The sequence below is a fragment of the Streptomyces sp. NPDC088147 genome, assembly GCF_044741565.1.
In the GTDB taxonomy this organism is placed as follows: Bacteria; Actinomycetota; Actinomycetes; order Streptomycetales; family Streptomycetaceae; genus Streptomyces.
Genome location: NZ_JBIUSY010000008.1, coordinates 16986 through 34897, shown reverse-complemented (window position 1 = coordinate 34897; position 17912 = coordinate 16986). Strand labels below are relative to the sequence as shown.

At 69.7% G+C, this 17912-nt stretch carries 19 protein-coding genes; 6 read left to right on the top strand and 13 right to left on the bottom strand.

The annotated features are described in order from the left end of the window. Positions 1–68 precede the first annotated feature (68 nt). Together ACIOGX_RS26435 and ACIOGX_RS26430 are read right to left on the bottom strand one after the other, a co-directional pair. Entirely contained in the window at positions 69–722 is a 654-nt protein-coding gene (locus ACIOGX_RS26435; RefSeq protein WP_401916778.1) for a hypothetical protein, read from the bottom strand. After that, positions 698–1135 (bottom strand): hypothetical protein, encoded by a 438-nt coding sequence (locus ACIOGX_RS26430; RefSeq protein ID WP_401916775.1) that lies wholly within the window; start codon positions 1133–1135, stop codon positions 698–700. Before ACIOGX_RS26430 ends, ACIOGX_RS26435 begins: the two co-directional genes overlap by 25 nt. 708 nt (positions 1136–1843) lie before the next feature. Between ACIOGX_RS26430 and ACIOGX_RS26425 the strand changes: the two genes are divergently transcribed. Next, entirely contained in the window at positions 1844–2821 is a 978-nt protein-coding gene (locus ACIOGX_RS26425) for a phosphotriesterase (protein ID WP_401916772.1), read from the top strand. On the opposite strand, the gene ACIOGX_RS26420 is transcribed toward ACIOGX_RS26425, so the two are convergent. The 3 genes from ACIOGX_RS26420 to ACIOGX_RS26410 all read right to left on the bottom strand — a co-directional run bounded on the left by ACIOGX_RS26420 (position 2818) and on the right by ACIOGX_RS26410 (position 5958). Next, entirely contained in the window at positions 2818–3795 is a 978-nt protein-coding gene (locus ACIOGX_RS26420) for an AraC family transcriptional regulator (RefSeq protein WP_401916769.1), read from the bottom strand. The genes ACIOGX_RS26425 and ACIOGX_RS26420 overlap by 4 nt on opposite strands. Before the next feature lie 197 nt (positions 3796–3992). Further along, the gene (locus tag ACIOGX_RS26415; RefSeq protein ID WP_401916766.1) at positions 3993–4898 is read right to left on the bottom strand and encodes an alpha/beta fold hydrolase; all 906 of its coding nucleotides are present in this window, start codon (positions 4896–4898) and stop codon (positions 3993–3995) included. Positions 4899–4989: 91 nt separating this feature from the next. After that, positions 4990–5958 carry an RNA polymerase sigma factor gene (locus tag ACIOGX_RS26410; protein WP_401916763.1) on the bottom strand — a complete coding sequence of 323 codons (969 nt, stop codon included), beginning with the start codon at positions 5956–5958 and terminating at the stop codon, positions 4990–4992. A 379-nt stretch (positions 5959–6337) separates the two neighbouring features. On the opposite strand from ACIOGX_RS26410, the gene ACIOGX_RS26405 reads away from it, so the two are divergent. After that, complete coding sequence (locus ACIOGX_RS26405) at positions 6338–6775, top strand: glutaredoxin domain-containing protein (RefSeq protein ID WP_401916760.1); 438 nt, start codon at positions 6338–6340, stop codon at positions 6773–6775. A 25-nt stretch (positions 6776–6800) separates the two neighbouring features. On the opposite strand, the gene ACIOGX_RS26400 is transcribed toward ACIOGX_RS26405, so the two are convergent. The 3 genes from ACIOGX_RS26400 to ACIOGX_RS26390 all read right to left on the bottom strand — a co-directional run bounded on the left by ACIOGX_RS26400 (position 6801) and on the right by ACIOGX_RS26390 (position 9704). Next, positions 6801–7844 (bottom strand): alpha/beta fold hydrolase, encoded by a 1044-nt coding sequence (locus ACIOGX_RS26400; protein ID WP_401916757.1) that lies wholly within the window; start codon positions 7842–7844, stop codon positions 6801–6803. A 298-nt stretch (positions 7845–8142) separates the two neighbouring features. Then, the gene (locus ACIOGX_RS26395; RefSeq protein WP_401917543.1) at positions 8143–9288 is read right to left on the bottom strand and encodes an RNA polymerase sigma factor; all 1146 of its coding nucleotides are present in this window, start codon (positions 9286–9288) and stop codon (positions 8143–8145) included. An 8-nt stretch (positions 9289–9296) separates the two neighbouring features. Next, a complete protein-coding gene (locus tag ACIOGX_RS26390) occupies positions 9297–9704 on the bottom strand; it encodes a YciI family protein (protein ID WP_356513717.1) in 408 nt (135 codons plus the stop codon). Between the two features lie 133 nt (positions 9705–9837). On the opposite strand from ACIOGX_RS26390, the gene ACIOGX_RS26385 reads away from it, so the two are divergent. Continuing rightward, positions 9838–10335, top strand: a complete 498-nt coding sequence (locus ACIOGX_RS26385) for an alpha-L-rhamnosidase C-terminal domain-containing protein (protein WP_401916754.1) — start codon at positions 9838–9840, stop codon at positions 10333–10335. Here ACIOGX_RS26385 and ACIOGX_RS26380 read toward each other — a convergent pair. Next, the gene (locus ACIOGX_RS26380) at positions 10306–11721 is read right to left on the bottom strand and encodes a hypothetical protein (protein ID WP_401916751.1); all 1416 of its coding nucleotides are present in this window, start codon (positions 11719–11721) and stop codon (positions 10306–10308) included. The genes ACIOGX_RS26385 and ACIOGX_RS26380 overlap by 30 nt on opposite strands. 104 nt (positions 11722–11825) lie before the next feature. Continuing rightward, a complete protein-coding gene (locus ACIOGX_RS26375; RefSeq protein WP_356513723.1) occupies positions 11826–12932 on the bottom strand; it encodes a glycoside hydrolase family 43 protein in 1107 nt (368 codons plus the stop codon). A 434-nt stretch (positions 12933–13366) separates the two neighbouring features. Here ACIOGX_RS26375 and ACIOGX_RS26370 point away from each other — a divergent pair, with 434 nt between their 5' ends. Further along, the gene (locus ACIOGX_RS26370; protein WP_401916748.1) at positions 13367–13537 is read left to right on the top strand and encodes a hypothetical protein; all 171 of its coding nucleotides are present in this window, start codon (positions 13367–13369) and stop codon (positions 13535–13537) included. Between the two features lie 181 nt (positions 13538–13718). Here the strand turns inward: ACIOGX_RS26370 and ACIOGX_RS26365 are convergent, their stop codons facing one another. Further along, the gene (locus ACIOGX_RS26365; RefSeq protein ID WP_401916745.1) at positions 13719–14561 is read right to left on the bottom strand and encodes an NmrA family NAD(P)-binding protein; all 843 of its coding nucleotides are present in this window, start codon (positions 14559–14561) and stop codon (positions 13719–13721) included. Continuing rightward, entirely contained in the window at positions 14558–14980 is a 423-nt protein-coding gene (locus ACIOGX_RS26360) for a nuclear transport factor 2 family protein (protein WP_401916742.1), read from the bottom strand. Before ACIOGX_RS26360 ends, ACIOGX_RS26365 begins: the two co-directional genes overlap by 4 nt. A gap of 85 nt (positions 14981–15065) precedes the next feature. Between ACIOGX_RS26360 and ACIOGX_RS26355 the strand changes: the two genes are divergently transcribed. Further along, positions 15066–15659, top strand: a complete 594-nt coding sequence (locus ACIOGX_RS26355) for a TetR/AcrR family transcriptional regulator (RefSeq protein ID WP_401916739.1) — start codon at positions 15066–15068, stop codon at positions 15657–15659. Between the two features lie 157 nt (positions 15660–15816). Further along, entirely contained in the window at positions 15817–16725 is a 909-nt protein-coding gene (locus ACIOGX_RS26350; protein WP_356513732.1) for an aminoglycoside phosphotransferase family protein, read from the top strand. Between the two features lie 135 nt (positions 16726–16860). Here ACIOGX_RS26350 and ACIOGX_RS26345 read toward each other — a convergent pair whose 3' ends face one another. Next, positions 16861–17829: an alpha/beta hydrolase gene (locus tag ACIOGX_RS26345; RefSeq protein WP_401916735.1), complete on the bottom strand. Its 969-nt coding sequence runs from the start codon at positions 17827–17829 to the stop codon at positions 16861–16863. Between the last annotated feature and the right edge of the window lie 83 nt (positions 17830–17912).

Below are 17912 nucleotides of genomic sequence, written 5' to 3'. Positions count from 1 at the left end.
GCGGAACGGATGGCCGCTCCCCCTCCACCGGACACTTCCGGCCGCTCGTGGTTCCGGCCTGCCGGCCGTCACCACGTGGTGAGGTCAACCGCGTGGACACAGTGGGGATCGGCCTTGTCCGCCACCCAGCGTTCCTTCTCGCCCACGAGCGCCGGGAGTGCGGCCAGCAGGGCCGTCAGCGCACCGGTGAGCCGTACGTCCGCCGCGATCAGACCGTCGGCTTCCTCGACTGCGAGGTAGAGCCGCATGCTGTCCGGGCCGGTGAAGAGGAAACCGCACAACGCCGGGTTCGGCGGGGTCTCGACGAACGGCCAGGCCAGTGTGCGCAGGACGCGCAGCGCCCGGTCCGTGCGAGCCGGCGGGGCGGGTTCGACGTCGGCGGTGTCCACGCGGACCAGGGCCATGCCCATCACGGACCCGTCCGGACGCGGGAGACCGCCGGATGCCAGTGCTCGTGTCCAGCCCAGTACCAGTGGAGCGGTGACCGGCTCGTCATCGTCGTCCGACAGCGGGATCTCGTACGCGACCAGTTCCCGCGCCGTTTCGGCGTCGGCGGCACCGGTCACGATCCGAACCGCCTCACGCGTCGGCAGGACGCCGCGCAGGAAGGTCCGGCCGACAAGGGGCATCACCGTGTAGTCGAGAAGGAAGCGTGTGAGGTACGCCTGCTGCTCGACCGTCTCCCCGCACAGGCCGCTCACTCGTTGATCCAGTTCGGGCACTTGTTGACGCCTTTGCAGTAGGCCGTGATGACACCGATCCTCTTGCCCTTGCCCGCGTCGTATTCACCATCGGCTGTGCGGCGGGCGTACTGCACGATGACCACGATGTCGACCCGCTTCCCGTGGTTGAGGGCGACACCGTGGTATTCGAGGCGCCCGCCGTTCTTCTTGTCCACTTTTCCGGCCAGGGCCGCGTCAACGATCCGGCATTTCCTGATGTTGTGCTTGCCGGAGAAGTGGTTCCAGCCGAGGTCGCCGTTGCCGTGGCGGGTGGGGATCACCCGCCCGTCGGGATCGGTCTCCTCGCACTTCACCTTCTTGTTCCAGTACCGCTCCGCCGACGCGTCGGACACCGGCACGGCAACGAGTACGGCAGCGACGACTGTCGCGGCCACGACGCTCATCATCCTCATGTCCGGACCGTGCCACATCCGGGACGGCCCCATGTCTTCCTCGTCGGCAGATTCGTTTCTGTGCTCCCCGGACGGATGATTCAGGAATCCGCACATGGACGACGACACGGACGACGACATGGATGACGGCGTAGGCGACGGAGGCTTGTCGCTGTCTTTCACGCGGCAAGGGCACGATCAGCCGGCAACGCGCCCCGGCAGGCCCCACGGGAGCATCGCGCCTACGCGAAAGGACTGCGCGCCGACGCGAAAGACGGCTTCGCCATGGTGCTGGAAGAGTCATCGGCACATCGGGGCCGGCACTTCTCGCGGCGACGGTTCGGCGGCATCGCCCAGGCGGTGACGGCCCGATGACCGGCCCAGGCATACCTGTCGGCCACCCGCCCGTCTCAAGGTCGATCGCAGTGAGGAACAATCATGAGCACCCGGCCGGTGAAGAACGTTGTGCTCGTCCACGGGGGATTCGTGGACGGCTCCGGGTGGCAACGCGTGCACCGTCTGCCGAAACCACCGACAGCCACGCGGTCCATGTCTCCCGGCCGGACGCCGCGGCCGACGTGATCAGGCAGGCCGCTGGCATCGCCGCCTCGTGACACACGTCCGTGGAGGTGTGCCGCAGGGGTTCACCGAGTCGCGAGAACACACCGAACACCACTCCCGGGCCGCTCGACCGACAGGCGCGTCCCGGCCGTACATCGAAGGATCCGCATGACCTCGACCCCGCAGGTACAGACCGTCCGCGGCCCTGTGGCGGCACATGACCTCGGCACCGTACTGATGCACGAGCATGTGTTCGTCCTCAACGAGGAACTCCGGCAGAGCCTGCCGGAGACCTGGGACGAGCAGGAACGCATCAACGACGCCGTGACCCGGCTGAAGGCCCTTGCCGCGACCGGCGTCACCACCATCGTCGACCCCACCGTCATCGGCCTCGGCCGCAATGTCGCGCGCGTCGCCCAGGTGAATGAACAGGTCGACCTCCACATCGTCGCGGCCACCGGCCTCTACACACTGGCCGATATCCCCGACTCCTTCCGCTTCCACGGGCCGGGCACGATGCTCGGCGGCCCCGAGTCCATGACCGAGTTGTTCGTCCGTGAACTCACCGAGGGGATCGCGGACACCGGCGTCAGGGCCGCGTTCCTGAAGTGCGCGGTCGAGGACGAACTCACCCCGGGTGTGGAACGGGTGATGCGAGCGGTGGCCCAGGCCCATCTGCGCACCGGCGCCCCGATCACGGTCCACACCAGCGCGCACGCCCGTACGGGGCTGGCCGCGCAGGACGTCCTGCGCGGCGAGGGCGTGGACCTCGGCGCGGTCGTCATCGGCCACAGCGGCGACACCACCGACCTGGACTATCTGCACCGGCTCATCGACAACGGCTCGTACGTCGGAATGGATCGCTTCGGACTCGACATCCTCCTGCCCGGCGACCAGCGGGTGGCGACCGTCGCGACGCTCGCGCGCGAGGGGTTCGCCGACCGGATGGTCCTGTCGCACGACGCGTCATGCCACATCGACTGGTTCCCGCCCGGCGTACGGGAGCGGATCGCGCCGAACTGGCACTACACCCACCTGCACGACGAGGTGCTCCCGGCGCTGCGCCGGGACGGCGTCACCGAGGCGCAGCTCACCACCATGCTGGTCGACAATCCACGCCGGTACTTCAGCCCTGCCAACGGCTAGCGCAGGTCTTCAAGGCCCTGGCCGCCCTTCGGCTCGGCCCCGGGCCGGGCGCTGTATCTGGCTTCGCGCGGCGTCATGCCGAACTCCTCCCGGAACGCGGTGGCGAACGAGGCATGACTGCCGAAGCCGCAGGAATACGCGATCTCCGCGATCGAGTACGTCGCCCAGCTCGCGCCGGCCAGGCGGGTTCGGGCGACGTTCAGCCGCTCGCGGCGGATGAGGTCGCGTGAGGTGGTGCCGGCCGCCTGCAGCACCTGTTGGACGTAGCGCGTGGACCAGCCGAGCGCCCGCGCGATGCCGACGACGTCCAGGTCCCTGTCGCAGGCGTGCCGGCGTACGTAGCGCCGGATCGCGGCCTCGACCGTCGCCCGCTGCCCTGTGGGCGCCATGTCGTCGCCGCCCTCCGCGGCCAGACACACCAGGTCCAGCAGCCGGTCGCAGGCGATGTCGAAGGTGGTCTCGGAGAGTTGCTCGCGCTCCTCATGCAGGGTGGTGGTCAACTGCCGGACGACCCGGCCCAGTCCACGGGCGCCGTTGAGCAGTCGCGACCCCCGGGCCGCGACCGGGCTGCGTACGGCTACGTCCTGGCCGGACATGATGAAGGCGATCGACAGGAAGTCCGCGTCGTGTGCGAATGTCATCGGGCGGTCGAGGTCGCACAACACCATGCTGCCGGGCCGGATCTCGGCGGACGAGGCCCCCTGTTCCACCCAGGCCGAGCCGGCGAGCGGTACGAGGAGTTCGTACGTGCCCCGGGGATCGGACCGGATGTGCCGGGTGTCCCTCGTCACCACTTCCTGGCCGCCGGAGCAGAGGGCGAGGCCGTAGACCTTCGACTGCTGCCACTCCAGGCGTCCGCTCCACGGAGCCTCGTGATCCGACACGCTGATCCGGCCGGCCCCGTGGAGGCCGGTGAAGACCTCGTCCCAGGCGCTCGCCGAGGAGAGAGTGAGAGCGTGGCTCCAGGAGTTCACGCCTCATCCTAATCGGCCCGGGAGCGGGGCAGTTGTGCTCTCCCTCCGGCCGCCGGCCACGCCACCGCCGCGATCGAGGAGGGATTCGCCCGAACGGCGGAGCGGACAGCCCACCTGGGAACAGGCGGGCTGTCGCGGAGGGGCACTTCGGTCAGCGTGTGCCGCGGCCGGCACTCGTGAGGGCCGCGTCGTATGACCTAACCGGCAAGGGAGTTGACGGCGGTCACAAAACGAGTCACCGCCCGCGAGAAGGTCTCCGGCTCCTCGATGTGGCCGAAGTGCCCGCTGTTCTCCAGGATCAGCAGTTCGGATCCGGGGATCAGCCGGTGCAGTTCCTCGGCCCATCGCACCCCGCAGATGACGTCGTGACGGCCGACGACGACGAGGGTCGGTACGGTGAGTGAGCCGAGGTCCGCGCGGTCGTCGATGACGAGCGGCGAAAGGGCTTCGTCCAGTCCGGAGATGTGCCCGGCCCGCACCGAGGCACGCAGGGGAGCGAACTCCTCCTCCCTGCCCCAGTAGTCGGCGAAGTACGCGGGGAACAGCCCCTGGGCGACGGCTGTCATCTGTGCGTCGTCGGAGATCGTGGGGACGGCCTGGAAAGCGGCCAGGACCTCGGGGAGTCCGGGATGGCCGGCGTGGCGCGCCGCGAACGACCCGACCAGACGCATGGCCTCGGCGCCGTGTTCGGGACCGGTCAGCGGCGCACTCTCGTAGAGGATCACCCCGGCGACGCGCTCGGGGTGGTGCAGGGCGTGGTACTGGGCGACGAAGCCGCCGTGCGAGTGGCCCAGAAGGTGCACCTCGGGGACGCCGAGGTGCTCGATCAGGGCTCCGAGGAACCGGCTGTAGCGGGACCGGGAATAACCGTTGGGGTGGGAGGGCAGACGGCCGGAGGCGCCGCTGCCGATCGGCTCCGGGTACACGATCGTCAGGTACCGCTCCAGCGCGGGCATCCGCAGGTATGCCCAGACGATGCCCGGTCCGCCGGAATGCGCGACGCACACCGGTCCCGTGCCATGGACGTGATAGCGCTGCACGACTCCGTCGATCTCGACGGTGTGCGTTCCGGCGGCCAGGGGATCGGTCGCAGAGATGGGCATGGGGTGGGGTCTCCGTATCCGGTCGGGTGTCGATGACACGGACAGGACGCCGGAGTACGAGCGAAGTTCGATCGGGGCTATGTGACGCCTGTCACACGGGGGTGAGTACCTGGATGGCCCGCACCGGCCTGGGGTGCGACAGGCGCAGCCGGTGCGGGCGGCCCGCGTCGTCCAGGGTCATGACCCAGGCGACCGAGGGCGGACAGTGGCCGGGGTCGTCGGCGGGGGCGAGCAGGCCCATCTCCCAGACGACAAGGGACCGGCCCGCCACGGCATGGACCAGGCGCTGCCGTACACCGGCCTCGAGGTCACCCTCCATGCCGCGCGCCAGGATGCTCCTGTCACCCACTGGCACGTTGCCTCTGAGCAGCGCGATCTCGGGTGACCAGCGCTCCCGCATCAACGCGCCGAAGCGTCCGCTCTCCGCGGCGGCCAGTGTCTCGTGCGCCTCGATACGGCTGGCGCGGAGGCGCCGCGCGGTGTCGCCGTGCGGGGCGTCCGCCGTGGCCGCGAGGGCTGTCGCGAGCTTGGCCCGCCCCTGGTTGAGCCGGCTGCGGACCGTGCCGACAGGGACCCCGCAGGCGTCGGCTATCCGCTCGTAGGACGTGACGCCGGTGCTGAAGTGACGCAGCACCAGGGGCAGGCGCAGCGCCGGGGACAGCTCTTCGACGGCCTCCCAGATCCAGTTCCGCATCGCGTGCTGCTCCAGCCACCGCTCCGGACCGGCGTCCGTGGCAGGCACGTGCAGATCCTCGATCGGCTGGACGGGGACGGAGGCCCGCACCAGGGAACGGCCGGCGTTGCGGACGATCATCCGCAGCCATGCCCCCACGGCCGCCGGGTCGCGGACGTCGCCCACGCGGCGGAGCGCGGTCACGGCGGCGTCCTGGACCACGTCGTCGACATCGGGCCCCGGCCCCAGAATGCTCAGCGGCACCGCGCGCATACCCGCCCGGTGCCGCTCCAGCAGCAGGCCCAGAGCAGTGACGTCACCCGCTTGCGCGGCACGGGTGAGCGCGGCGTCCTCGATACGCGCGGTCTCGTCCCGGTCCCGGTTCATGGAGGCCCCCATCCAGCGTCCGTCATCGTGCGTGACCGTACTGCATCGCGTTCCGCGCCAGGAGTCGGCCGGGCAGTGGCATGGGGATGGACGGTGCCGCTTGACCTTGCCGTAGCGACTGTGGTGCAGGGTGTTCCGGGAGCGGCCGGAAACGAGGCCGGTCAACGACTGACAGCGATCACGGATCGCGGACCGAACGGTCGCTGCTCGCCGTACGTGCGCCAGGCCCCGCCCGGACTGAACGCTCCCGGGCAGGGCCCGCGATACACCTGACGGTCAGCTCGTGATGCCGGCGAGGGCGCCGGGTTCGTGGGAACCGCCCTGGTTGTTGAGGATCAGCGAAAGCACGCTCCTCGACTCACCGATATCCTGCGTCATCATGACGGGCGCTTGGATTCTGCCGATACTGCTGGTGCTCTGCGGCGCGGCCGTTGCGACGGGGCTGGCCTTCGAGGGGAAACCCGGCTCAGCCGCAGCGCTCCTGCTGGTTTTTGTGCTGCTCGCAGGCGTGAACTCGCCTCTCGTCTTCCCGCGGTCGATCAGTGCGCTGGAGGCGCAACGCCGCAGCGCCGTCGACGGCCGACCGGTCGTCTACTGGCGGTCGGGCTGCAAGTACTGCCTGCGACTGCGCGTCCGGCTGGGCCGTAGCGCCCGGCAGTTGCACTGGGTCGACATCTGGCGTGACCCGGCCGGAGCGGAAGCGGTGAGGGCAGCCAACGAAGGCAATGAGACCGTGCCAACTGTCTTCGTGGCGGGCCGGCCGCACGTCAATCCCGATCCTGCGTGGGTGCGCGAACAGCTCTTCCCTTCCGCGTGATGCGCAAGTTGCGCAGAGGGCGTGATCAGAAGCCATCCGCTTCGATAACGGCTTCAGCGAAGGCTTCGGGTGCCTCCTGCGGGACGTTGTGGCCGACTTTCAGTGTGCGATGCGCGTATTTCCCCGAGAACTTGTCACGGTAGGACGCACCGTTCCCGGGGGGAGTAAACGGATCGTATTGACCGTCAAGGGTGACCGTGGGGACTCCGATGACGGGAGCCGCGGCGAGCCGCTTCTCGAGTCCGTCATATTGAGGGTCTCCTTTGGCCAGGCTCAGCCGCCAGCGGTAGTTGTCGATCACGATCGCGACATAGTCCGGATTGTCGAAAGCCCGCGCGGTGCGGTCGTACGTCGCCTCGTCGAAGTCCCATGTCGGGGAGTTGAACTTCCAGACGAGCCGCCCCAGATCGTGCCGGTACTCATCGAGCCCGAGCTCGCCCCTTTCGGTGGCGAAGTAGAACTGGTACCACCAGGCCCACTCGTCCTTCGGCGGCAACGGCCGCTTGTTGGCCTCACGGTTGGTGATCAGATAGCCGGTCACGGAGACCAGCGCCTCGCAGCGCTCCGGCCAGAGCGCCGCGATGATGTCGGCTGTCCGTGATCCCCAGTCGTAACCGGCGAGGATCGCCTTCTCGATCTTGAGGGCGTCCATCAGGGCCAGGATGTCGACGGCGAACACCGACTGCTGAGCGTTCCGGAACGTCGTACGCGAAAGAAAGCGCGTCGTGCCATGGCCGCGCAGATAGGGGACGATCACCCGGTAGCCCTCCGCCGCGAGCAAAGGCGCGACCTCGACATAACTGTGGATGTCGTAGGGCCAGCCGTGCAGAAGAACGACAGCGCGGCCATCGACGGGACCCGCCTCGACGTACCCGACATTCAGCACACCGGCATCGATCTGCTTCAAGGGGCCGAAGGACGTAGGTGCCGTCGACGGAACCGGCGGCTCCTTCCCGCCCGCGTCGGCGTGCGCCGAACCTGCCATGCCGATCTGGGCGGTGACAACGGCTCCGGCCGCCGCGCCGAGGAACTGACGACGGCTGTGGTCGGTCCCATCGGGTATGTCCACGGTGCACCACCTTGATTCGACGGTGGAATCCAGGGTGTCGGCCGACCCGCCGGCGGACGTCTTCACGGAGCGGCGGGGTCCCTCTCACCCAACATCGGGACGGCCGACCGCGCAACCGAGGCCGGGTACGGATTGACCCGGCCGAGCGGTCAGCCGCCCGCGGTCGCTTCAGCGGCACCGTCTGAAGCTCGTCCCACCCCCGGATGCCAGTACCGCCGTTCCTCCTGCTCACGGACAGGCGACCGCGCCGGCCACGCGGCCCGCGTCGAGTGCCGCTGGGGAATCCGAGCGCGAACCGTCAAGGGCACCGGCGCTCGTTGAGCCGGGCGGCCTGGCGCGTCAGATGGTCGCGTTCGGCGAGGTTGGACGCCTTGTGGGCCGCCTCGGCGTACAGCCGTGCCGCCGTCACCACGTCGCCGTCGCGCTCGTGGAGGTACGCCGCCACCGCGGTGTGGCGGGGCAGCGACTCGTCCACCGCCGCGAGCGCCGCCAGACCGGCGCGCGGTCCGTCGGCCTCGCCGACGGCCACCGCGCGATTGAGCCGGACAACCGGGCTGTCGGTCAGGCGCGCGAGCTCGTCGTACCACTCGACGATCTGCACCCAGTCGGTCTCCTCGGCGGTGGGCGCGTCGGCATGGAGTGCCGCGATGGCGGCCTGGGCCTGGAACTCGCCCAGCCGGTCGCGGGCCAGGGCCGCCTGGAGGATCCCGACGCCCTCGGCGATCGACCCGGTGTCCCACCGGCGCCGGTCCTGCTCGGCGAGCGGCACCAGGCTGCCGTCCGGCGCGGTCCTGGCGGCGCGCCGGGCGTGGTGGAGCAGCATGAGGGCGAGCAGCCCGGCCACCTCGGGGTGGTCAATGGCGACCGCGAGCTGCCGGGTGAGCCGGATGGCCTCGGTGGCGAGGTCGACATCGCCGGAGTAGCCCTCGTTGAAGACCAGATAGAGGACGCGCAGCACGGTGGCGACGTCACCGGGCTGGTCGAGCCGCACGCCGGAGACGGTGCGCTTGGCCCGGCTGATGCGCTGGGCCATGGTCGCCTCCGGCACCAGGTAGGCCTGGGCGATCTGGCGGGTGGTGAGCCCGCCGACGGCGCGGAGCGTGAGCGCGACCGCGGACGACGGCGTCAGCGAGGGGTGGGCGCACAGGAAGTAGAGCTGGAGCGTGTCGTCCACCGCGGGTGCGTGGCCGGGCGCCGGCTCCTCGTCGATGAGGTCCTCACGCCGACGGCGGGCGGCGTCCGACCGGGTCACGTCGAGGAACCGGCGCCAGGCCACGGTGACCAGCCAGCCCTTCGGGTCCCGCGGCCGGCCGGCCGGCCAGACACGGACCGCCTCGACCAGCGCGTCCTGTACGGCGTCCTCGGCCGCCGCGAAGTCGGCTCCGCGGCGGACGAGGATACCGAGCACGCTCGGCGTGAGGCTCCGGAGCAGGATCTCGTTCACCTCGGAAGTCACTCCGTGATGGTGGGCGGCTCGGTCAGGAACGGGCGCAGCTCGAGCCACTCGTGGATCGGGTCCCCGCCGGCCCCGGGGGCGGCGGACAGGATCCCGGCCAGCTCGACGGCGCGCTCGTAGCTGTCGACGTCGATCACCATCCAGCCGGCGATCACGTCCTTGGTCTCGGCGAACGGGCCGTCGGTGACCGGAGGGCGGCCCTCCCCGTCGTACCGGACGAACGTTCCCTCGGGGGCGAGCGCCTGGCTGTCGACGTACTCGCCGGTCTCCTCGAGCCGGGCCGCGAAATCGTTCATGTACTGGACGTGGGCCGAGATCTCCTCCGGCGTCCACCGGTCCATGGGCACGTCGTTGACCGAGGCCGGGGCGCCGCGGTAGTGCTTGAGCAGCAAGTACTTGGCCATCGTGTTTCTCCTTCGTGCTGGTGCGACCCATTGTGGCCGCGTTCACCGCTGGGACGGAGCCGGCCACGGATTCTCGACATCGCCATCCGATTATTCTGACTCTCGTGGATGAGCCCGGGTGAATCGTCCTGCGATGTCCGGGTTCAAGGTCGCGATCCAGCGTGCCTACCCCAGCTGGGGTCACTGGTTCGAGAACGGTGCCGACACCATGTGGGAGTACTGGCGCGTACCGCGGAACCGCTCACACAACCACTACGTCAAGGGGACGGTTGTCCAGTGGCTCTACGAGAACGTGGCAGGACCGCGTCCGGGAAGCGACGGCTACCGGACCTTCACCGTGCAGCCCGACGCCCGGGTCGGGGTCGGCTGGGCCCGTACCTCGCCGCGCACCGTCCGCGGTGAAGTGTCGGTGGCCTGGGTCGCGGCCGGGGGGGTCCGCCTGCGGGTGAAGGTGCCGGTCGGCTTCACCGCCGAGGTGCATGTACCGGCTCCTGACAGGGCCGAGGTGACTGCCCACGGGGAAGCCAGGAAGATACGGCGGGCCACGACGCGGTCCTGGGACGGTCCATGCCCCTCGGCGGCAGCGAGGCCCGGATCGGTCTCAGGTCCAGCGCAGTCGGTTGCCGGTTGAGTTGCGGGCCAGGAACAGCGTGAGATACGTCTGCCCCGCCATGGCGCCGATGCGGTGCTCCCGCCCGTAGTAGGTGTTCTCGCCTGCGGCGCCGTAGGTTCGGCCGTCGGTGAAGCGGGACATGAGAGAGAGCTGCGCGTTGTTGTGCAGTCGCTCCCACTCGGCGGCGGACGGGGAGATGTCGTGGTCCTGCCCGGTGAGGGAGACCAGGAGGTCGAAGTTGCCGAAGTAGAAGGGGAAGTGTGACCCCCAGTCGTTGCCCTCGGGGTAGTGGATCTCCGCCGAGTTCTCGCGGTAGATCGGGCTGGTGCCTCCGCCGGGCAGCGGGAAGGGTTTCTCCACCAGCGCGGCGTACGTCCGGTTGATGTTGTGCAGCGCGGCCCGCGGCGCGGCCCGGTTCGCCAGGCCGAAGACGAACCCCTGGTAGAGGCTCTGGTCGAAGGCCACCATGTACAGCGGGTGCAGCCGTGCGTGGTTCTCCAGTGTTCCGTCGTCGGCGATGTTCGTCCCCTGGAGCCAGGAGGACAACCGGATGCCGTTGATGGTCTCGCTGCCGGTGAGGTCGGCCGGTCTGGTCGCCGCGGCCAGCAGGAGTTCGATGGTGCGACGCGTCCAGCGGGCGGTTCCGGGGTGGCCCGGCATCATCGAGGCGGCCAGGGAGAGTGCGGCGGCGCTCCAGTTGTCCTCTTCCGCCTTGCTGTCACCGGGGGTGACGACGGTGCCGTCGCGGCGGGTCATGTACAGCTGATCACCGCTGGTCCCGATGAGGTGGACGCCGTTGCCGGTGGTCAGCCGGTCCGCTTCCCATACCAGCATGGCGACGAGATGATCGCGTGTGGTGGCGTCCAGCCGGTCCCAGAAGAGCCAGCCTGCCAGCGCCGTGTAGTACGCCCACAGGGCGGTCTGCCACCCGCCGCCCCAACGGTTCCCGGTGTTGGTGTTGTTGGCCCGGTGCCGGGCGGCGAGGGTTCGGATCAGGTTGCGGGTTCGGATGGTGGCGTTCGCGGCCGACAGCGTCCGCGGGTCGTATGTGTCCGTGACCAGGGCCGTGGTGGCGGCGACGGCGGCCATGGCGGGCAGCCGGACAGCCCGCTCGTCCGTTCCCTTGAGGTCGATGTAGCCGTCGGGAAGGTAGTGGGTGTAGTTGGCGGCGTACCAGGGTCCGATCAGATAACGGGCACTGCCCGCGAGGACGGCGGTCACGCGGGTTCCGGCGGCGTCCGCCCCTGAGTAGGAGCCCAGGTCAGGCCAGTTGATGGGGACGACGCTGCTGCCGTCCGCCGCCAGAGCGGTGCCCGTCGTCCCGGCCCCGAATACACCGGTGAGTCCGATCGCGCCTGTCGCTCCGAGGAAGCGACGTCGGGAGAGTGCGGGCGGGTCGACCATGGGCGGACTCCTCCTCGCGAGGGGCATCGGACAGCAAGAGGCGTGGCTGGTGACGGCGCACCGACGGTTCGCGGAGGCGGTCGCGACCAGCCCGGGGCCGGTTCTCACTCGAAGAACTTGAGGCTGTACCCGACGGTGCTGGTGGCGCCGGGGACATTGGCCCGGCGGTACGTGGTGTCGCCCCACCAGACGGCCGTGCCGGTGTACCAGTAGCGGTTGGCCCATGAGTACGGTGTGCCCTTGGCGACCGCGTGGAACATCGTCGGGAACCGGTTGCCGGACGGCGGGCCGGCGGCGGCGTCACCGCGCGGCAGGACGAACGTGTGGTGGCCGGGACCGTCGACCTTCAGCGTGGGGTCCCAGCCCGGCATCATGGTCGGGGCGTGCGAGCCGAACAGGCAGCCGTTGCTCTTGTACCAGTCCCACACGTACGTCGGGTCGCCGCCGGCCCGCAGCCGCAGATCGGCGATGCAGTACTGGCTGCTCCAGCTCCCGTTCGCGGAGTACACGATGTGCAACTGCCCGCTGGGGTCGACGATCGGCTGCGGTGCCTCGTTGATGTAGGGGTTGCCCACGACCCGCTCCCACGGCTCGCGTGGCTGCGATATGACGTAACGGCCACCGGTGGTCGTGGTGGGACCGCTCATCCGGGCGATGTACAGGTTCTGTTCGACGTTGGTGTCGCCGGACCAGCCGGACCACACGAACCAGCGCTGGCCGCCGAAGGTGAAGGGCGCCCCGTCGATGGCCCACTTGTCGTCGGGCAGGGCGACTTCGGTGGCGGCGGAGTAGCCGGTGTCCGGGCCGGACGAGCTGATGTGGTACATCCGGTGGGCCGCGCCGCTGCCGGCGGCGAAGTAGATGCGGTACTGACCGTCGTGGTGCACGATCTCGGGGGCCCAGACCTCGCCGAGGTTGCCGGTGTCCTGCCACACCTGGTGCTTGGGCGCGGTGGCGACGCCCTCCAGGGTGGACGCCGACCGCACCGCGATACCGCCGTCCACGGACTTGGCGGAGACGTAGAGGTCACCGACCTTGATGACGCTCGGGTCGGCGCCGCCGACAAGGGGGCGGCCGAGCGTGGACGGCCCGTCGTCGGTCACCGCGGTGACGGCTTCTGCGGGTCCGGCGGTGGTCACGGCCTGCCCGAGGATCAGTGCGCCGACGAGTCCGAGGGGAACGATGCCGGCGAGCCATCGCGTAGGGGACATCAGGTCCTCCTGATCATGTCCACGACAGAGAGCGCTCTCAATCATCGCCACGCGGTGAGCTGCCGTCAATGGAGGAGCGACCTGACGAACGCGTACATGGCCGGCGGCGCGTCGGAATTCTGACTGCTGATCAGGGCCTGTGGGGTGGAGGGAATCGTGCTCATGCGGCAATCGAGGCTGCCAGGAGTAAAAGCGGGCAGAGTTGACCTGGAATCCAGCGGCGCTACAGCCGCGGGTGGCCAAACCGACCGCTGCACGGAGTACCGTTCCTGCGCCATCACTCCCAGGGGGGACACATGAAGCGGTGGTCGAACGAAGGACCGGACGGCCCGCATCCGATGACACCGGCCCTACGGGTGGAGATCAGGTCTGAAGTCAACCAAGCGCGGATACGCATGGTCTACGGGGTTGTGCTGGGCCTCCTGGGAATCGGATTGACCATCTGGACACACCTTGAGGGGAGCGGGCGGATCGCCATCCTCGGTGGTGCCCTCGTCCTGGCCCTCTGGGCGTTTCTGAGCGGCTATGCCAAGGTCGTGCGCATTCGGCGTTATCTGAACAAGCACGGCGTCCCGATGGACGCCGTGGCAGGCCCGCACCGCTGAAATCTCCGCGCTTCCGAGCCGCGCCGAGTCGGGAACGGCTGCCACGGCGCATCCACCGCCCAACGGAGGAGCACGGGCCGTCGGGTACGGCCGCTCCGCCATGGCCGGCACCGTGGTGTCACGGCCGCGTGCCGAACCGGAACCGCTGATCGTCCTGGAAACTCGGCCGCCGCGTCTCATCTCAGCATCGGGTCTCGCTTTCGAGAAAGGCACGGAAGCCGCGTGCGGGCCGACCGGTGAGGCGCTGGACGGTGTCGGTGACGCGGTTCTCGGCTCCCTCGGCAATGGCACGGTCCATGTCGGCCAGCAGCGTGGCGAACTCCACCGGTATCAGCGCCGCGAGCTGATCGCGCATGTGCTCGTAGGACAGACGGCGGTGGACCACGGGCCGGCCGGTGACCTCGGTGGTGATCGCGGCGATGTCGTCGTAGCTGAGGGCCTCCGGCCCGGTGAGGACGAGATCGGTGTTGGGGGCGTGTTCGTCGGTCAGGGCATGGACGGCGACGGCCGCGATGTCCTCGGCGTCGACGAAACCGACCCGCCCGCTCCCGGTCGCGGTCCGGATGATGCCGTCCTCACGGATGCTCACGGCGTGCGCGTGCGTCCCGGTGAAGTTCTGCATGAACCACGAGGGCCGCAGCACCGCCCACTGTTCGAACAGATCGGGCAGGGCCTGGTGCACCGCTCCCACCGCCGGGCCGCCCTTGGGAATGGCCGAGGAACTGAGGAGCACGGCGCGGTGTACGCCCGCGCCGCGGGCCTGCCGGAGGAACGGCAGCATGACTGCCGCCGGGTCCGAGTCGCCCAGGGGCGGTATGAGATAGACGCGGTCGGCCCCGTCGAGGGCGGCGGCGTGGGTGGCGGGGGCGTACCAGTCGAAGGGGACCGGCTCCGCGCCGGGGACCGGGGTGGCACGACGGCCGGCGGCTCTGACGCGGTGGCCGGCGGCTGTCAGCCGCGCGGCGGTGCGGCTGCCGGTGGTGCCGGTCGCGCCGATGACCAGGGAGGTGCCGGTGGTTGTCATCGGCTGCTCCCGGCGAAGTCGGTGCCGGCTTCGAGTGCGAGCGGGTTCCAGTAGTCACGGTAGGAGGTGATGAGCCCGTCCTGAACGGTCACGACCGCGATGTAGGTCATGTCGAAGGGGAGGTCGGTCTGCACCAGGCGGCCGACACCGCGCATCTCGACCACGATGGTCTCCGGATCGGTGGTCCGGTGGATCAGCGGGGCGGGGAAGTCGTGCAGATCGATGTGGTCGGGATAGTGGCGCATGTAGGCGGCGATGGCCTCCTTGCCCTCCAGCCGCTCGGGCCGGCCGTCGGGGGCGAAGGGGAACTCCATGATGCCGTCCTCGGCCCACAGGCCGACCCAGCCGGGAATGTCCTTGTCCAGCAGCAGTCGCAGGCTGTGGCGGAAAAGATCCGCCGGAGAAGTCGGTGCGGACATGAGTATCCTCCATAGATAGAATCCGGACCCCGGGTCCGCTTTTACGATACGGACCCGGGGTCCGCTTTGCAACTGGAGGAGCAGCATGACCGAGCGCAAGCCCCGCAAGGACGCCGCCCGTAACCGGGAAGCCGTCCTCGCGGCAGCTGACGCCCTCTTCGCCCGCCGCGACAGTCCCGAAGACGTCACCATGGCCGACATCGCGGCAGCGGCCGGCGTCGGCAAAGGCACACTCTTCCGAGCCTTCGGAGACCGCCCCGGGCTGCTCCGCGCGTTGTACGAGGCACGGCTCCGACCGGTCGGAGAGGCCGTCGAGACCGGCCCGCCGCCTCTGGGACCCGCCACCCCACCGCAACAGCGCGTACCCGCCCTGCTCGACGCCGTCCTGTGCTTCAAACTCGACAACCGCGGCCTCATGCTGGCCCTGGAGGAGGGCGGGGGCAGCAGCCCGTACCAGGCGGAGCACTATGAGCGATGGCACGGCCTGCTCCGAGCCGTACTGGAGCAGATCCCCGGTCTGGCCGACGGCGACTTCACCGCCCACGCCCTGCTCGCCGCCACCCGGGCCGACCTCGTCGAGCATCTGGCCGGAGAGGAGCGCGTGCCGCGCGAGAGAATGCGTGCGCAGTTGGCGGACTTCACCACCAGAGTGCTGGGGTCTGGTCCCTCCAAGGGCTGAACGCCGAGGACTGGGCGAGGATCGCGCGGTCCCTTGATGACCGGACCCGCGAGGGCTGGTGGTACGAGACGAAGTCCGGCGGTTCTCCAGATGCTCGGGCGTGTCCCCATGTCGCTATTCCGTTGCCTCATACGGCCGCACCTGTGATGATCGGCGGATGCTTTCGACTGTTCCCGACGGGCGCGCAGGAATCGACGCGGCGCTGGTCAAGCGGCTCATCGCCACGCAGTTTCCCCAATGGGCGCGTCTGCCGGTCGTCCCGGTGGCGGTGGACGGCTGGGACAACCGCACCTACCGCCTCGGTGAGGACATGACAGTCCGTCTGCCCACCGCCGCCGGCTACGCCGCCGCTGTCGACAAGGAGTGTGACTGGCTGCCTCGCCTGGCCCCCTCCCTGCCGGTGGCGGTGCCCGCCGTCCTGGCCAAGGGGGCCCCGGGCGAGGGATATCCGTATTCCTGGTCGGTACGCGGCTGGCTGCCCGGCGAGACCGCCTCCCTCGAACGCATCGACGACCTGTCCCGGTTCGCCGCCGACGTGGCCGGATTCCTTCTCGCCCTACAGCACTGCGACGCCACCGAGGGCCCCCTCGCGGGGGCACACAGCTTCTACCGCGGCGCGTCACCCGCCCACTACGACGACGAGACGCACCGGTGCATCGCCGCTCTGGGCAGCCGAGTCGACGGCGCGCGGGCCACCGAGGTCTGGCAGGCGGCACTCGCCGCCGAATGGCGGGGGAAGCCGGTGTGGTTCCACGGCGACGTCGGCGGCAACAACCTGCTCGTCGACGGCGGCGAACTGTCGGCCGTCATCGACTTCGGCACCTCGGGCGTCGGCGATCCGGCCTGTGACCTCACCATCGCCTGGACCATGTTCCAGGACGACAGCCGCGAGGTGTTCCGCCGAGCGGTCGGACAGGACGACGGCACGTGGGCCAGGGCCAGGGGCTGGGCACTGTGGAAGTCCGCGCTGACGGTATCCGAGTGCACGGATCCCCGCGACGAACGGGCTGCCATCCATCGTCGTGTGATCGACGCGGTGCTGGCAGACCACGACCGCTTCGCGTAGTCGAATCCGTACACCGGCACCGTCCTTCACGCCCGCAGCACTCGCCCCACAGTTCCGTGTCTCATGAGACGGGCCCAAGGGCAAGGTCGGCAAAAAGGCATTCACGCCCACCACGTCCTCAGTTTTTCGGTGGTGCTACGCGGCGGGGTTCGTGAGCAGGACCCGGGCGAGCCAGTCGGTGCGGGTTCGGCGGGCCGTGGCCGAGATGGGTGCCTGCGGGTACAGAGCGTCGAATCCATGGAAGCCGCCTGCCCAGACGTGGAGTTCGGCCTGGCCGCCGGCCGCCCAGAGGCGGGTCGCGTAGGCGGTGTCCTCGTCGCGGAAGACCTCGGCGGAGCCGGTGTCGATATAGGTGGTCGGCAGGCCCGAGAGGTCGTCGGCCAGGGCGGGGGAGACGTACGCGGGTACCTCGTCGTCCGTGAGGCCGCCGAGGAGGCAGCGCCATCCGAACGCGTTCATCTCGCGGGTCCAGACACCGGGCCCGTTCGAGTACTGGCCGCTGGACGTGGTGGTGTTGCGGTGGTCGAGCATGGGGCCGATCAGGACTTGGGCGGCGATCGCCGGGGCGCCGAGGTCGCGGGCCAGCAGGGTGACCCCGGCGGCGAGGCCGCCGCCCGCGCTGGCGCCCGCGACGATGATCCGGGCGGGGTCGATGCCCAGCTCGGCGGCGTGGCCGGCGATCCAGAGCAGCCCTTGGTAGCAGTCATCGACCGGAATGGTGCCGGTGGCCTCGGGCGCGAGCCGGTAGCCGACGGAGACCACGACGACGCCGAACTCGTCGAGCCACTCCAGCGGGATGTCGATCTGCGAGAAGCGGTCGCCCATCACCATCCCACCGCCGTGCATCCAGTAGACGCAGGGTGCGGCGGTGGTGCGATCGGTGTGCGCGGGGCTGAAGATCGACATGGGGATAGGGGTGCCGTCCGGACTCGGAACGGTGACCTCGCGTCGGTCGATCGCGCGCCCTTCGAGGAGGGGTTCGACGGGCATCGAGGAGAAGGGCCGTACCTGTGCCAGCGTTTCAGGGCTGAGCTGGGACATCAGCGGCATGTCGGCCGAGAGTTCGCGCAGTTCGGGGTCGAGGGCGGGGCGTGCCGTGGTCATGGTCGTCGCCTTTCGTGGGTGGTGGCGGACGGTCGGGTGGGAAGGGGTCGCCTCGGCGGGCGCCGAGGCAGCAGGAGCCGCGG

Coding starts and splice junctions, on each gene's coding strand:
- ACIOGX_RS26430 (WP_401916775.1), bottom strand. CDS start 1,135: ATGAGGATGATGAGCGTCGTGGCCGCGACAGTCGTCGCTGCCGTACTC.
- ACIOGX_RS26425 (WP_401916772.1), top strand. CDS start 1,844: ATGACCTCGACCCCGCAGGTACAGACCGTCCGCGGCCCTGTGGCGGCA.
- ACIOGX_RS26415 (WP_401916766.1), bottom strand. CDS start 4,898: ATGCCCATCTCTGCGACCGATCCCCTGGCCGCCGGAACGCACACCGTC.
- ACIOGX_RS26410 (WP_401916763.1), bottom strand. CDS start 5,958: ATGAACCGGGACCGGGACGAGACCGCGCGTATCGAGGACGCCGCGCTC.
- ACIOGX_RS26405 (WP_401916760.1), top strand. CDS start 6,338: ATGACGGGCGCTTGGATTCTGCCGATACTGCTGGTGCTCTGCGGCGCG.
- ACIOGX_RS26390 (WP_356513717.1), bottom strand. CDS start 9,704: ATGGCCAAGTACTTGCTGCTCAAGCACTACCGCGGCGCCCCGGCCTCG.
- ACIOGX_RS26385 (WP_401916754.1), top strand. CDS start 9,838: ATGTCCGGGTTCAAGGTCGCGATCCAGCGTGCCTACCCCAGCTGGGGT.
- ACIOGX_RS26380 (WP_401916751.1), bottom strand. CDS start 11,721: ATGGTCGACCCGCCCGCACTCTCCCGACGTCGCTTCCTCGGAGCGACA.
- ACIOGX_RS26375 (WP_356513723.1), bottom strand. CDS start 12,932: ATGTCCCCTACGCGATGGCTCGCCGGCATCGTTCCCCTCGGACTCGTC.
- ACIOGX_RS26365 (WP_401916745.1), bottom strand. CDS start 14,561: ATGACAACCACCGGCACCTCCCTGGTCATCGGCGCGACCGGCACCACC.
- ACIOGX_RS26360 (WP_401916742.1), bottom strand. CDS start 14,980: ATGTCCGCACCGACTTCTCCGGCGGATCTTTTCCGCCACAGCCTGCGA.
- ACIOGX_RS26355 (WP_401916739.1), top strand. CDS start 15,066: ATGACCGAGCGCAAGCCCCGCAAGGACGCCGCCCGTAACCGGGAAGCC.
- ACIOGX_RS26350 (WP_356513732.1), top strand. CDS start 15,817: ATGCTTTCGACTGTTCCCGACGGGCGCGCAGGAATCGACGCGGCGCTG.
- ACIOGX_RS26345 (WP_401916735.1), bottom strand. CDS start 17,829: ATGACCACGGCACGCCCCGCCCTCGACCCCGAACTGCGCGAACTCTCG.